The sequence below is a fragment of the Mycoplasmopsis agalactiae PG2 genome (assembly GCF_000063605.1).
In the GTDB taxonomy this organism is placed as follows: domain Bacteria; phylum Bacillota_I; class Bacilli_A; order Mycoplasmatales; family Metamycoplasmataceae; genus Mycoplasmopsis; species Mycoplasmopsis agalactiae.
The window spans coordinates 228018-242121 of record NC_009497.1 but is presented as its reverse complement, the minus strand read 5'-3'; the positions used below and the strand labels follow the sequence as shown (position 1 = coordinate 242121).

The following is a 14104-nucleotide window of genomic DNA, read 5'->3' as shown; positions in this document are numbered from 1 at the left end:
AGAAAATGGATGTTAAAGCAATTTTGTCAATTATCTTAGTCATTATTTCAGCTGGTATTTTAGTAATTTCACTGCTTATGTCGCCAGATTCTAATGCTTTTTCTGGTGCTTTAGTTGGCTCAGGTGACTTAGAGTTATTTAAAACTTCAAAAGAGAGAGGATTTAAGAAAGTTCTCAAATGATCAATGGTTTCTTTAGGGCTTATCCTCTTAGTGATTTCGATTGTTTGTTGAGCTTTAGTTAAATAAATATGATTAATGAAACAGTAGTAATAAATACAATCAAAGAAAACCCACACATAAATACAAACACTTTGTTAAGGAAGCTAAATATTAGCCCCAGACACAGTAAGATTTTGACCAATATGCTTATAAATCTGTCTTCTAGGGATTTAATTGCTTTTGACAAAAGAGATTCATCATATGTAGCATTAAGAAAAATAAACACAATTCAAGGGCCGATTCATTTTGCTTCTGAGGGCAAGTGTGCTTTTGTTGATGTTGAAGAATTAAGCAAAAATGGAACCAAAAGTTCTTATTTTGTTTCCAGCAATAATTTTAATACAGCACTTAATAATGACATTGTGGAAGCTGATGTTTTTGAGCCTATAAGCCCTGACAACAATAGAACTTTTGCTAAAGTTAAAAAAATCATAGAGCGTCGTTGTAAAACATTAATTGGTGTTTTAGACAATGTTAATGGTTTTGTTACATTCAAGCCAATTGAGCCAATTTATAAAAATACTAGTTTTAGAATAAAAAATATTGCTAGTGAAGCTAGGGTTTTAGATGTTGTAGTTGCTGAAATTATTAACTATGAAAACAGAAATAAAGAAATAAACATAATCAAAAGAATAACAGATGTTAATGATCCTATGGCTTATGTTAAGTCATTAGAAGAAGCTAGAAATGTGCCAAGGGAATTTCCTGCTGAAGTTAATGAATATATTCAAAAATTTATTCCTGAAAATATAAAAAATGAAGACTTAAGCATGCGTACTGACTTAAGAAATGACCTAGTTGTAACTATTGACGGTTCTAGTACAAAAGACTTTGACGATGCTATAAGCGTAGTAAAAATTGACGAAAACACCTATGAATTAGGAGTGCACATTGCAGATGTTGCTTACTATGTTAAAGAAAATACTCCTTTGGATGATGAAGCTTTAAAAAGAGGAACAAGTATTTATCTTTTAAATGAAGTTGTACCAATGCTTCCTTTTAAATTATCTAATGGCATATGTTCATTGAATCCAAATGAAGAAAGATTAACTATTAGCTGCATAACTAAAATTAATAAACTAGGTCAAAGCATAGAAACTAAAATTGTGCCTTCAGTTATAAAGTCTAAATATAGACTTACTTATGAAAGAGTCAATGAATTTATTAACGAATCTAAAGACTTTGAAGATAAAGAGCTTAATAAAATGCTTAAAAATGCCTATGAGCTTTCACAAATTATAAGAGAGTTTAAAAACAAGCAAGGATACATTGATTTTGAAATTCAAGAGCCACATATTGAGCTTGATTCTGATGGTCGTGTTTTAGACATCAGTGTCGAAAAAACAGGCGAATCGGAAAAAATGATTGAAGACTTCATGGTTAGAGCTAATGAGGAAGTTGCTAAGTTTATAACTAACTCTAAGCTGCCTATGATGTATCGGATTCATGAAGTGCCTAGTGAAGAGAAAATAGAATACTTTTTAGAAGTTTTAAAGTCACTTAAAATTAATGTTTCATTAAACAGAAAGCATATTACTCCTTTAACATTTCAAAAAATTATAAATCAAATCAACAGCCAGCGCAATGATGAATTTTTAAAAATGCTTTTCTTAAGAACAATGCAAAAAGCAGTTTACTCACCTGATAATATTGGCCACTTTGGGTTAGCCAGTGAATGCTATTGTCACTTCACTAGCCCAATTAGAAGATATCCTGATGTTATTGTTCACAGAGTCTTGTGAGACTTTGTTTTTAAAAAGCAGTTAAATAAAGTTGATGAATTTGCTGCTAATTTGCAAAAAATAGCTGCTATGAACTCAGCTAGTGAAGAAAATGCAGTGCAATTAGAACGCGATGTAAATGATCTTAAGTTTGCTGAATATTTTAAAAGCAAAATCAACAGCGAGTTTGAAGGCCAAGTTTTTGGCATAACTAAATTTGGAATGTTTATTCAGTTTGATAACAAAACTGATGCAATGGTGCACATAAGTAACATTGGCGATGGTGATTTTGAAGCTAATGAACAAATGACCAAGTTATATAGCAAAAATGATCCCAAAAAAGCCTATAAATTAGGTCAAACCGTCAGAGTTGTTATAACAAATGCAGATGAAACAACTGGTAAAATCGATTGTGTTTTAGCTCAAGACTATAAAACCTATTTAAGAAACAAAGTTTCTAAAAACTTTAATCAGCAAAAAGGATTCAATAAGCGTTAAATACTATAAAACAGGCATATATGAAAAATAAACAAGCTAAATTAGTTAAAAATTCATTGGGCTTTGATAGCAATTTATATGTTTATCAAGACAAAAAAATGTTTAATTATTCTGTCGATACAATAATGCTTGGCAATTTTGTTTTCTTGAATCACAAAATTAAAAGAATGCTAGAGATAGGTACAAATAATGGTGCACTGAGCATTTTTATTTCTGAAAGAAGTAAAAATTTAAAAATTGATGCAATTGAAATTCAGGAAAAAGCTGCCAAGCTAGCAGCGAATAATGTTATTTTAAATAACAAACAAGAGCAAATTAATGTAATTCAAGCTGATTTTAATGATTTTTACAAAGAACATACAAAGCTAGTTAAACCTAAATATGAGGCCATTGTGTGCAATCCGCCTTTTTATGTTTATGACAAAAGCAAAATATCAAAGAAAATTAGTGAGGAGGTCTTAATTGCCACTCACGAAGTTAAGCTAAACTTAGAACAAATAATTTCTGGAAGCGCCAAAATTATTGAACAAAAAGGCTATTTAACGCTTGTTATTCCCGCTGAAAGATTAGTTGATTGCTTCTGCTTGATGCGTCAGTACAAGTTTGAGCCTAAGAGAGTGCAATTTATGATACCGCGGGTTTATGATAAGCCTAAGTTAGTTTTAGTCGAAGCTAGATATCAAGCTGGCTGAGGCACTCATTTTTTACCAAATTTATACCTGCATGATCCAAATGATCCACTTAATCATGATTATTTACCTGAAATCAAAAATCTTTATAAACCCATAAAGGTTAATATGGAGTAATTTATGAAAAAAACATTTTATATTACTACACCCATTTACTACACATCTGGTCCATTACACATTGGTCATCTTTACTGCACCACAGTTACTTGGATAATTGCTAACTATAAAAAAATCTTAGGTTTTGACGTAAAGTTTTTAACTGGAAGTGACGAGCATGGTCAAAAAATAGAGCAAAAAGCTGCTGCTGCTAATAAGGATCCACAAACATATGCTGATGAATTAGTTGATTCATATAAAAAAATGTGACAAAAATACAACATAAATTATGACTATTTTAGTCGTACAAGTGATCCTAAACATATGAAAATGGTGCAAGCAATTTTTAGTAAATTTTTAGAGCTTGGCTTTATTTACAAAGGTAAATATGATGGCTTATATTCAGTTAATGATGAAGAGTTTTTAACCAAAAATCAAGCTGTATTAAAAGATGGAGAATACTATCATCCCGTTAGCGGACATAAATTAGTTTTAATGAGTGAAGAGAGCTATTTTTTCAAAATGAAAGAGTTTCAGAACTGGTGATTAAAGGAAGTAGAAAATAATCCTGAATGACTTTTGCCAGCTAAAATGACTAATGAAATGATTACAAACTTTGTTTCAGAAGGACTTGAAGATCTTTCAGTCACTAGAACTAATATTAACTGAGGCATAAAAACTAATGAGGATCCTAAACATACTCTTTATGTGTGATTAGATGCGCTTTTTAATTATGTTAGTGCTTTAGGTTTTGATTTAGAAAATCCAAGTGATGAATATTTAAAGTACTGGCAAAATGGTGATGAAATTGTACACATAATTGGTAAGGAAATTTCGCGTTTTCACTTTATTTACTGAACTATTTTTACAAAAGCTTTAGGAATTAGAATCCCTACCAAAATTTATGCTCATGGTCTTTTAAGAGATAAAAACGGCAGAAAAATGTCTAAGTCATTAAACAATGTCATTGAGCCTGAATATTTATTTAGTAAGTATGATGATGAAATGATTAAATATTATTTTGCTTCAGCAATTTCTTTTGGTGAAGATGGTAATTTTAGCGAAGATAAGCTTATTGACATTATTAATTCTGAGTTAGTTAATAACTATGGCAATTTAGTTTCTAGAACAGTCAAAATGATTAGCAATTCTTCCCCAGAAGGGCTAATTTACAGGCAAAGCAGTAAAATTGAACATTTAGAAATAGAAGAAAAAATTAACTCATTTTCATCTAAATTCATTGAGCTTATGGATGAATTTAGATTAGATAAAGCACTTGAGTACTCAATGAATCTTTCTGATGCATTAAATAAATACATTGATATGCTTAAGCCTTGAACCTTGACTGCGCACGAACATAAAGAAGAGTTAGAAAACATTTTAGTTAGACTGCTCAATGGCATTTATGCAGTTTCTTGAAGCTTGCAAATTGTTATGCCTAATAAAATTACTGAAGTAGCTAGAGCTTTAAATGTTAACTCATTTGAATTAGATAATATTAGCAACTTTTCAAAATTTGATGGAGTTAAAACTGCTGATAAATTTATTCTATATAATAGAATTAAAAAATAGATATCCAGCATAGCGGAAGGAAAAATGATTCACATAATTTATAAAGAAATGGTAATTAGGCAAGAAGCTAAGGAAAGATTTGCTTACTTGATTAGAAACTGAAACGATTTTGTTAAAAAACAAGAATTAAATCTTTCTTTTGACTTATGCTGAAAAAACGAAAACACACTTGTTGTAATCGAAAGATGAAGCACAGCAGCAGCATACAATAATTTTTTAAAGCTTGATGAGGCTAAATTAATCAATAAAGAATTAGAAAAATTCATTGAATATAATGCTAAAGTTGAAAGACTTAATGTCAATGTTTAATACTATAAACTATGTTTATAGTTTTTTTATTTTTTAGTTAGTAGGATATTTTTATATAAAATTGAATTATGGGATTTTTTAGTTATTTAAAAGACAAATTATTTGGTTGAAAAAAGAAGTCTAAAGAAGAAAAATTAGCGCAAAAGCAAGCTGAATTAGAGAAAAAAGAGCAAGAAGAACTTTTGCGTTCGCAAAAGTTAGAAAAGTACCAAGCTGGATTAAGCAAATCAAGCTCACTTGGCGCAAAATTGCTGGATCTTTCAAACAAATACAAAAAAATTGACGAAGAGTACTTTGATGAATTAGAAGAAATTTTAATTATGAGCGATATAAGTGCTAAGCTAGTGTATGCAATTATTACTTATATTAAAAATGAAGTTAAGATCAGAGAGTTAACTAGCACTAAAGATATTGGCGAGCTAATAGCTGACCAAATGTTTGTTGTTTATACCAATAAAAGTGTTGTTGATACAACACTTAATGTTGAAGATGACAGATTAAATATCTTAATATTTATTGGTGTTAATGGCAGTGGCAAAACAACTAGCATTGCTAAAGTTGCACATAAATATATAAAAGAAGGTAAGAAAGTTTTAATTGCTGCTGCTGATACTTTTAGAGCAGGTGCAGTTGATCAAATTGCTATATGATCTGAACGTGTTGGAGCTGATATTGTTAAGCCAATAAAAGAAGGTGCTGATCCAGCGAGCGTTGTTTATAGCGCTTTAGAGAAAGCTAAAGCTGAAAATTATGACTTATTGTTAATTGATACAGCCGGCAGATTGCAAAATAAAATTAACTTAATGAATGAACTTAAAAAAATGTACTCAATTATTAATAAGTTCCAAGAAGGTGCACCACATGAGTGTTTACTAGTTCTTGATGCAACTACTGGCCAAAATGGTGTAAGCCAAGCCAAAGCATTTAGCGAAGTTGCTAATCCTACTGGCATAATCTTAACTAAAATGGATGGTACTTCAAAAGGTGGGATTGTTTTATCAATTAAGGATGAATTTAACATCAATGTTAAATATCTAGGCCTAGGGGAAGGACTTGATGATCTTCAAGAATTTGACTTAGATAATTTCATTTATGAAATGACCAAGGATTTAATTGACAAAAATGAAGAATAATCCCATTAATGACATTAAAAATATTGAACATTTGTGCTCTCTTTTTGAAAAATATGAAGGATTATTAACTCAAACCCAAAAACAAACCTTTAGACTTTATTTCTATGAAAATCTTTCGTATGCTGAAATAGCTAAAATCACGGCCACAACAAGAACTGCTGCTTATGATAGCGTTCATAAAGCTATCAATAATCTAAAAAAAATTGAAGCTAAAACTAGTGAATAAAAAATGAACCTGCTCTGGTTCATTTTTTTGACTGCTGTGCCTTATTTAAAGTACTTTAAGGCAGCTTCATAGTTAGGCTCATTTGAAACAACTGGCACATATTCAACATATTCAACTTTATTGTTTTCATCTAAGACAAATACTGCTCTAGTTAGTAGGCCAACACCTTCTAATAATGTTTGTGTTTTCTTGCCAAAATCATTGTGTTTAAATTCACTAACTAATTTAACTTTTTTATTATCTTTTGCAACACATCAACGATTTTGTGCAAAAGGTGTGTCATATGATACAACCACTACTTCATATTCTTTGTCTTTGAAATAGTTCATAAATTTAGTTGCTTCAATGTCGCAAGTTCCTGTGTCAATTGATGGAACTGATAAAACTAATTTTTTACCTTTTGGCAATGAATAAAATTCAAAATCATTTAATTCACCGTCCACAGCTTTAAAGTTAGGAAATACATCCCCCCCAACTTTAACTTCATTACCTAAAAGGTTTACATCCATATTTACAAATAATACTTTCATAATTCTCCAATCAATAGCTAAGAAATATAATAATTATATATTATGCTTAATAACATTATTTTAATAGGATTATATTTTCATAGTACCAAATTAATTGGTAAATGATTAAGTTATATATCTTTATCTTATGATTGGTGACTTATTTTATGAAGGCGACAACTTTAGGTTTGTTTTATTGAAAGCCTGAAATTTAGATATAAATGCCTGCTCCCTTCTCATTTTGTTAATGAGTATTTTTCGTGTGAGAATCACAAAAAAGTAAAAAAATGGGAAAAAGCAGTGCTTTTCCCAAAATATTTCGCTGTAATTAGTAAGTTAAAATAAGCTTTATATTAAACACAAAAATGCCATGCTTACTACTAAATTACATTTTGTTAATATTTGCCTTAAAATATATGCATTTTTTGGTTTTTTTACTATAATATGTAAATATTAGTTAGGCAATACACATATAAGTTAAATAAAACGGAGATTTATAATGCCAAGAGATGGATTTACATTATTTTGTACTGATTGCAAAATGGAAAACTACATTAGCAAAAAGAACAAAAAAAATACACCAGAAAAAGTAGAATTAAAGAAATTCTGTGCAAAATGCAATGCTAGCACTCTTCACAAGGAAAAGAAATAATCTTTTTATTTAACTCTACATTTTCATTAAAAATAAAATGCCGCTTTTCGGCATTTTTTATGTTCTTTGTGTTGTTTCATTAGCTTTTAATAAAACAGCTAAATTATTTTTGTTGTTCTCAATAATTTCCTTAGTTAAGTGATAGTGGTTAGCAGAAATGGTTTTTAGTTTGCCTTTAAACTGCACTATATAGCCATTAGAATCGCCAATAACTTCATAAATTCTTTGATCATCACTGTGCTCTATTCTAAAATGTGCAGTTGTTGAGCCATTAGCATTATCAATAAATTGATTGATTATTAGTTTTAATTTATTTTTGCTTTTTATACTGCCATTATCTACAATTTTAACTAAATCACGAGATCATAAATACTCGTTTGTAAAATCACTTAAAGTTACAGGTTGTTTGCCCAAAACAATTGTTTCATAGGTTTCTTTGTAAATATTTTTATATCCAGGAATCTTTTTGGTTTCTTCTTTTTCAAAGAAATCTTTGATAACTTGAGCCTCTTTATTTAACTCATCCTGACTAGGATACACGATTGTAAATTCGCCATCTTTAAGTGGCTTTTGCTTAAGCTCTTTTTCTAATTCTTGGCTATTTACCACACCATAATTAGCAAATCTTAAGTCTAAATCTTTAATTCCTAGCCTAAATTCTACAATGTTATCACTATCTGGAGTACACTTAGCAGCCACAACTATGGGAGCTAGTGATGCAAATGAAGATATTAATAATATTTTTCTTTTATTCATTATTTCTCATTTCTACATTATGAATAAATATACCAAAAAAATTGAAAACTGAGTGCCATGAAAATATCTAAATCATTATAAAAATAATTCTTCGCCTGAAGAATTATTTGCTTAATTTATTAGTTGTCTTTGCTTTTTTCTTTATATGGAATTACATGCACATGTGTGTGGAAAATGCTTTGGTCAGCACTTTTACCTGTGTTAATTAAAATCTTAAAGCCAGCAATTCCTTTGTCTAATACTTCTTGCTTGCCTAATTTTCTAGCAGTATTAATCAAGTGTGCAGCAGTAAAGTCATCCGCTTCAGTAATGTTTTTGCTCTTAACTCTAGGCACAACTAGGAAATGTCCTGGTTGAATAGGAAATTTGTCATAGAAAGCTACACAAACATCATCTTTGTAGAAGATTTTTCCTTCTTCTTCACCGCTAATTATTTTTAAAAATAAATCATCCATATTATTTCTCTACCCATACCTTGTCTTTTAATTGTTCATAAAGAGGAGTAATTTCTTTATTAACTTTAATTTTAACACCTAAATGAGCAAATGCTTCAATTGCCTTTTCTAAAAGGTTTTTTGCATCTTTTCCATAAAATAAGTAAGCTAATTTATTTAAGTTTCCTTTATAAATAGAATCTTCAAATGATAATACTTCTACTTCTTTTAGTTTTGAATCTTCAACACTCTTTTTAGTATAGTCTTCTTTAGTTCTTAGTTTAACTTTTTTACCAACAGGTACAATTTGGTTTATGTATGAAACAATTGACTTGCCATCTTTGTCTTTGACATTAACTGATGAGTTTTTCGATTTTAAATCATTAAAGCTAAACAAAATTGAGTTTAAAGCATCATAAACACCATAAGTTCCTGAGCCTTTATTTCTTCTTTTATTATCTGTTTCATCTCAGTTAAGACCATAAGTTCCAGGATCTTTTTGAATGCCAGCATAGCCTTGAAGTTCTTTGTCTTCAGTGTTTGTAGTGATTATTTCTCACTCTTTAGCTTTCTTTTCAGCTTCAGCAGAGTCTTTGAAAAATGCATTGAAATCATCTTTATTTGAAATAGTATTCTTTATTTCTTTTCTAGTAAAAATATCATTAGAAGTTGTTTTATCATCAAAGGTTCTATTTCATAATTGAATGTATTTGTTTTCAAATGCATATTTAACTAAATTATAGTGTTTTAAGTCAAATTTAGCATCCTTACCATCAACATAGTATTCAAACTTTTGGTCTTTAGATTTTTCTTTGTCTTTTTTGCCAACATTAGCAATATTGTTTGCTATTGTTTGTAATTTACTTAAGTCAGAAATTTCAAAGTAAGCTTTAACTAAAAGCATATTGTTAATTTCTTTTCTAATGCCAGTTTTATCTTCCATTCATATTTTGATGAAGTCTTCTTTTTTATCTTCTCCAGGAAAATTCTTTGTGCTAATTCAGTCAAACGGATTAGTCTTGAAAACATCATTCTTTTTTCACTCTAATGACTTTTCAACAAAGTAATATTCATTTTTAGAAAGCTGATCTAAAGCAAATATTTTGTATGCTTCATATGAGTCTTTAAATAATTGAGAACTTTGATTTTGAAACTCTTTTTCAAAATTTTTCTTTCAGCTATTAGCATCATGTTGCTTTGCTGGTTTAAGGTTATAAATGTAGCTTAGAGCAAAGTTGTTTCAAATTTCTTCTAATTCAGCTACCCTTTTATTTTCTTTAAGATCTTTTTGTTGGTTTAGTCTTTCAGTTGTTTCAACATCATTTCCACATTTAGCACTAATAACAGCAACTGAAGGAATAGTTAATAAACTTAATGATGATAGTAATTTTTTGCTTATTTTCTTCATTATTCCCCCAATTATTTATCCTCTAGGTTAAATTGTTTTTTTAAATATTCTAATACTAGTGAAGCAGCTGTTTTTGTATTGTTATGCTTGAAATAAGCTTTGCCATCTTTCATTTCAAACAGCTCATCATAATTATTTTTAGCTCTGTTTTCAATTCAAGTTGAAGCATCTTTAGAAAGCTTAATAAAGTTTGAAATCTTATCAAATTGAATAGCTGCAGTTGATGCTGCAATTAAGTCAGTTATAGCGGAATCATTGTATTTAACATTTTCTAACTTTTTACCACTTTTATCAAAGACAAAGTTATTGTTTTGAGTTATTAGATATTGCTTAAACTCATTATCTTGAAGCATTTTTAGAATATATTCATTTCTTGAAAGCTGCTTGTTTAGCTTTTGCAATGCATTATATCTAACGCCTAATTGTTTTTCATATTTACGGTTTAAAATGAAATCATTTTTGATCATTTCAACAAGTTTTTCTTTTGTAATTTCTTCACCAAAAATTAACAATTTGAACCCTTCAGGAGAAAGTATGCCTGTTACATTTTTTGCACTTCCGCCATTAAACTTGACATTGTAAACTGTTTGAATTTTTTCGCTTTGCTCAAAAATGGCCACAAACTTTTTAAGTATGTTTTCTTCAAAAACTTTTTCTGTTAATCCTTTACTTTGAGATTCATTAACTTCAGTAAAAAATTTCTCAAGTTTTTCATTGTGTTCAGCGGCTTTTTCATTATCCTGAATTTGTCCACCATTTGATGATTCAGAAGATGAACTTGTACCATTATTCACTTTAGCTAGTTTATCAATTTCAGTTTTAATTTCTTGTATTTTATTAAACAAATCGATTTCTTTTGGCTCGTTGCTGTTAGTTCCGCCATTAGTGCCATTATAATTTTCCCTGAACAACAATTTTGGATTATTTGCTAGGAATTTTTGGAAATTATCACCAGTTACTAACTCAGAAATTGATGTTAAACCTGAAGTTCCTCAGTTTTTCTTAATTTCTTCCTTGCTAGTTGAAAAAGTGTTAAGAACTGATGAATATTGAATAGCATCATCTGGAAGAATGTTGTTACCGTTTTTCGTAACTACATAATTTATGTAATGATCAAATGAATTAAATTTCTCTTTAACAACGTTAAATCCTTCGGTAACTTTGTTTAAGCCAAAAGTATCTTTCTTAGCATAAAATAGGTATCTAAGGAAAATATTTTTATCAATATTTCATTTTTCATTCTTCTTGGCAGGAGCAATACCAGGAAGTGTGAATTCACTAATAATTCTTGGTTTTTCATTTGCAATATATGACTCAATAAAAGGATCAATTGACTTATAAGAATCTTTGAAAACAAAACTGTCAGTTGCTAATGCTAATTTAGATTTATCATCTAACTCAATGAATTTTTTATCTTTGCCATTATCATGTCATCAGCTAAAAACATTTTTGCCGCTCTTATCTTTTCTTTCAATTTCATCTTTTTTAGAATCGCCATTAGCTAATCTAAAACGACGCAAGGCATCTGATTTAATGCCTTCAAAAACTTTATTTTCAACTGCTTCATCAATATTTTTAGCACCATTGTATTTTTCAACTAAGTGCTTATTAAATTCAGTTTGTCAGTTAGCTGTACCAAATTGAAGCTTCATATTGTTTTCAATATCAACTAATTCATTTTTGAATTTAGTTTTAAGCTCATCCAAGGTTGGTAAACGGAAAGAATTGTTATCTTTTTTATCGCTTCTTTTAGATTCGTTTCATTTCTTTTGATACTCAGCTGATGCTTTTTGCTCTTGATCATAAAGGTAGTAAAGAATGATTTTATCAATCTCTTTTAGTTTATCTTCTGATGAAGAAATATTATGATTTTGGTAAATATCCTTAAACTCTCCAAAGTTTAAGTCTAAATTAAAATCACCAATCTTGGCACTAGCTACATTAGTGTTTTGAGCATATCCATCAATAAAGTTCTTTTTAGTTGAATTAATCACAAGTGGAACAGTAATACCAGTAGCAACAGCAGCAACTAAAAGTGAAGAAGTTGTTGCTATTTTTCAACTTCTGCTTTTTTTGCTTTTTCCTGTTGTTTTATTTTTGTTTTCTTGCTCAGCATTTTTTTGCAAAAGACGCTCGAAAAATGGTGTTTTTTTCTTTCCCATAAGTGCTCCTAGGTACTATATATAAATATTTAATATTAATCTTAAACTAAAATTTGTAAAAAAATAAATTAGTAATATTATATTATGATTTTTCTATAATTTATGCAAATGATAGTCAAAACAACTGCAATAGAAATACTAAAAGAATTACAAAAAATATTAGATTTAGAAAAAATAAATTACTCGCTTGGGCTAGTTAATTATTATGAGTATAAAAATGAGCCTGAGCTATTTTTGATTAATGATGTTGAAGTGTGTTTATGACACACAGATTTTTATTTCTTGCTTAAAAAATATCCAAATCACTTTGTTTTGCCTGAAAATCTTGCTTATAAGTCACTAGCACCTTACTATAAGTTTTCGGGTTCAAGCATCAAAATAAACATTATTGTTGGCACAAATGATGAGAAAATAAACTACTGATATAAGTTTAAAAACTATAAACGTTTAATTTACTGAGGAAACAGCAAAAAACACTGACTTTACTATCTTTTTGGCTCAAAAACACAAAGAATTTCTTTGCATGATTTAGTGAATTCTTTAGTGCATGAAAGATATACAAAATTTATTATTTTGAACTCTGAAATTGATAAATTTAAAGTTTTTGATAATCTTAATTTTAACAAAAGGTTTTTTGTAACTGAAAAGGGAGTTACAGTACCGTTCTTTGAGTCTTTTAAAAACTTATAGCACTGTTTTATAGGTTTTTTAGTAAACTTATTGTTTTAAAAAGCAAACAAAAATCAGGCCTGCAACCTGATTTTAAATATAATTTTTGTGAAATTATAGAAGCTAAAATGCTTTATTATTGTTTTGATTTTTGTTCATTAACAAAGTGGTCTAAACGAGAAGATTTTCTTGCACCTTTATTTGGGTGATAAACACCTTTTTGTACTGCAGTAGCAATGATTGAGTGAGCTTCAAAAACTTTCTTTTCAAAGCCTTCTTCTTTTGCTAAAACAGCTTCTCTGGCTGCTCTAATAGCTTTTCTTACTCTAGTTTTCATTGCATTGTTTCTTTGTCTAAATTCTTCTTGTTTAGCAATACTTTTCACTTTTGATTTAATATTAGCCATATTTAGCCTCCTTTTTATTTAAATAAAAATCTGTTTAATTATACATTAAAATAATAATTTAGTATTATTATTACACTATGTCAAATGTAATAGAAATTAAAACTGAAATACCTAAAAATTCAAACATAAAATATGAATATAATCGCGAAGATGGACAAATTCATGTTGATAGAATTTTAAGAGCGGACTTTAAATATCCTTGCAACTATGGTTTTATTCCAAATGCCTTAGATTGAGATGGCGATGAGTTAGATGTTTTACTTTATAGCCCTGAAACTTTTATTCCTGGTGTTGTTGTTAATGCTCGTATTATTGGTGCAATGAAAATGAATGATTCAGGCGAAACTGATACAAAATTAATTGCTGTACATGATGATGATTATCGTTTAGCAAATATTAATAGCTTAAAAGAGTTGCCAGAACCTTTTTTATTAGATATAGAAACATTTTTTAACAATTACAAAAACTGAAAGAAGCCAAACTTAACTAAAGTATTAGGCTTTGAAGATGAAAAATGGGCTTTTGCAGAATTAGAAGAGTGCAAGGAATTAATGGATAAATATGGCAAAATGCCTAAAAAAGAATTTGTTGCTAAAATGATGAAAGAACATCCTGAAAAATACACATTTTAAAAAAATAAAAA

At 29.0% G+C, this 14104-nt stretch carries 16 protein-coding genes; 10 read left to right on the top strand and 6 right to left on the bottom strand.

Annotated elements, in window-relative coordinates; translation table 4 throughout:
- The first annotated feature begins 5 nt into the window (after window positions 1–5).
- From secG to MAG_RS01020, 7 genes are all read left to right on the top strand, one after another.
- The gene (secG, locus tag MAG_RS01050) at window positions 6–248 is read left to right on the top strand and encodes a preprotein translocase subunit SecG (RefSeq protein WP_004024372.1); all 243 of its coding nucleotides are present in this window, start codon (window positions 6–8) and stop codon (window positions 246–248) included.
- A gap of 2 nt (window positions 249–250) precedes the next feature.
- On the top strand, window positions 251–2440 hold the full coding sequence (gene rnr, locus MAG_RS01045; RefSeq protein ID WP_011949387.1) for a ribonuclease R: 2190 nt from the start codon (window positions 251–253) through the stop codon (window positions 2438–2440).
- Window positions 2441–2460: 20 nt separating this feature from the next.
- A complete protein-coding gene (locus tag MAG_RS01040) occupies window positions 2461–3246 on the top strand; it encodes a tRNA1(Val) (adenine(37)-N6)-methyltransferase (protein WP_011949386.1) in 786 nt (261 codons plus the stop codon).
- 3 nt (window positions 3247–3249) lie between these two features.
- On the top strand, window positions 3250–4797 hold the full coding sequence (metG, locus tag MAG_RS01035; protein ID WP_011949385.1) for a methionine--tRNA ligase: 1548 nt from the start codon (window positions 3250–3252) through the stop codon (window positions 4795–4797).
- Between the two features lie 24 nt (window positions 4798–4821).
- Complete coding sequence (locus MAG_RS01030; protein ID WP_011949384.1) at window positions 4822–5106, top strand: antibiotic biosynthesis monooxygenase; 285 nt, start codon at window positions 4822–4824, stop codon at window positions 5104–5106.
- A gap of 68 nt (window positions 5107–5174) precedes the next feature.
- The gene (ftsY, locus tag MAG_RS01025) at window positions 5175–6239 is read left to right on the top strand and encodes a signal recognition particle-docking protein FtsY (RefSeq protein ID WP_011949383.1); all 1065 of its coding nucleotides are present in this window, start codon (window positions 5175–5177) and stop codon (window positions 6237–6239) included.
- Window positions 6229–6465 carry a sigma factor-like helix-turn-helix DNA-binding protein gene (locus tag MAG_RS01020; RefSeq protein ID WP_011949382.1) on the top strand — a complete coding sequence of 79 codons (237 nt, stop codon included), beginning with the start codon at window positions 6229–6231 and terminating at the stop codon, window positions 6463–6465. The genes ftsY and MAG_RS01020 overlap by 11 nt, the downstream gene beginning before the upstream one ends.
- A 41-nt stretch (window positions 6466–6506) precedes the next feature.
- Here the strand turns inward: MAG_RS01020 and tpx are convergent, their stop codons facing one another.
- Window positions 6507–6995, bottom strand: a complete 489-nt coding sequence (tpx, locus tag MAG_RS01015) for a thiol peroxidase (protein WP_011949381.1) — start codon at window positions 6993–6995, stop codon at window positions 6507–6509.
- 478 nt (window positions 6996–7473) lie between these two features.
- Here tpx and rpmG point away from each other — a divergent pair, with 478 nt between their 5' ends.
- On the top strand, window positions 7474–7626 hold the full coding sequence (rpmG, locus tag MAG_RS01010; RefSeq protein ID WP_011949380.1) for a 50S ribosomal protein L33: 153 nt from the start codon (window positions 7474–7476) through the stop codon (window positions 7624–7626).
- A gap of 57 nt (window positions 7627–7683) precedes the next feature.
- On the opposite strand, the gene MAG_RS01005 is transcribed toward rpmG, so the two are convergent.
- The 4 genes from MAG_RS01005 to MAG_RS00990 all read right to left on the bottom strand — a co-directional run bounded on the left by MAG_RS01005 (window position 7684) and on the right by MAG_RS00990 (window position 12386).
- Window positions 7684–8382, bottom strand: coding sequence for an MAG2000 family lipoprotein (locus tag MAG_RS01005; RefSeq protein ID WP_011949379.1), 699 nt, complete (start codon window positions 8380–8382; stop codon window positions 7684–7686).
- A 119-nt stretch (window positions 8383–8501) separates the two neighbouring features.
- Window positions 8502–8837 (bottom strand): histidine triad protein HinT, encoded by a 336-nt coding sequence (gene hinT / locus MAG_RS01000; RefSeq protein WP_011949378.1) that lies wholly within the window; start codon window positions 8835–8837, stop codon window positions 8502–8504.
- Between the two features lies 1 nt (window position 8838).
- Window positions 8839–10224, bottom strand: coding sequence for a HinT-interacting membrane complex lipoprotein P60 (locus MAG_RS00995; RefSeq protein WP_011949377.1), 1386 nt, complete (start codon window positions 10222–10224; stop codon window positions 8839–8841).
- A gap of 11 nt (window positions 10225–10235) precedes the next feature.
- Window positions 10236–12386 carry a HinT-interacting membrane complex protein P80 gene (locus tag MAG_RS00990; RefSeq protein ID WP_011949376.1) on the bottom strand — a complete coding sequence of 717 codons (2151 nt, stop codon included), beginning with the start codon at window positions 12384–12386 and terminating at the stop codon, window positions 10236–10238.
- Window positions 12387–12494: 108 nt separating this feature from the next.
- Here MAG_RS00990 and MAG_RS00985 point away from each other — a divergent pair, with 108 nt between their 5' ends.
- Window positions 12495–13076 carry a hypothetical protein gene (locus MAG_RS00985; RefSeq protein ID WP_232955144.1) on the top strand — a complete coding sequence of 194 codons (582 nt, stop codon included), beginning with the start codon at window positions 12495–12497 and terminating at the stop codon, window positions 13074–13076.
- A 115-nt stretch (window positions 13077–13191) separates the two neighbouring features.
- Here MAG_RS00985 and rpsT read toward each other — a convergent pair whose 3' ends face one another.
- On the bottom strand, window positions 13192–13461 hold the full coding sequence (gene rpsT / locus MAG_RS00980; protein WP_011949374.1) for a 30S ribosomal protein S20: 270 nt from the start codon (window positions 13459–13461) through the stop codon (window positions 13192–13194).
- Window positions 13462–13538: 77 nt separating this feature from the next.
- Here rpsT and MAG_RS00975 point away from each other — a divergent pair, with 77 nt between their 5' ends.
- The gene (locus MAG_RS00975) at window positions 13539–14093 is read left to right on the top strand and encodes an inorganic diphosphatase (protein WP_011949373.1); all 555 of its coding nucleotides are present in this window, start codon (window positions 13539–13541) and stop codon (window positions 14091–14093) included.
- Window positions 14094–14104 lie beyond the last annotated feature (11 nt).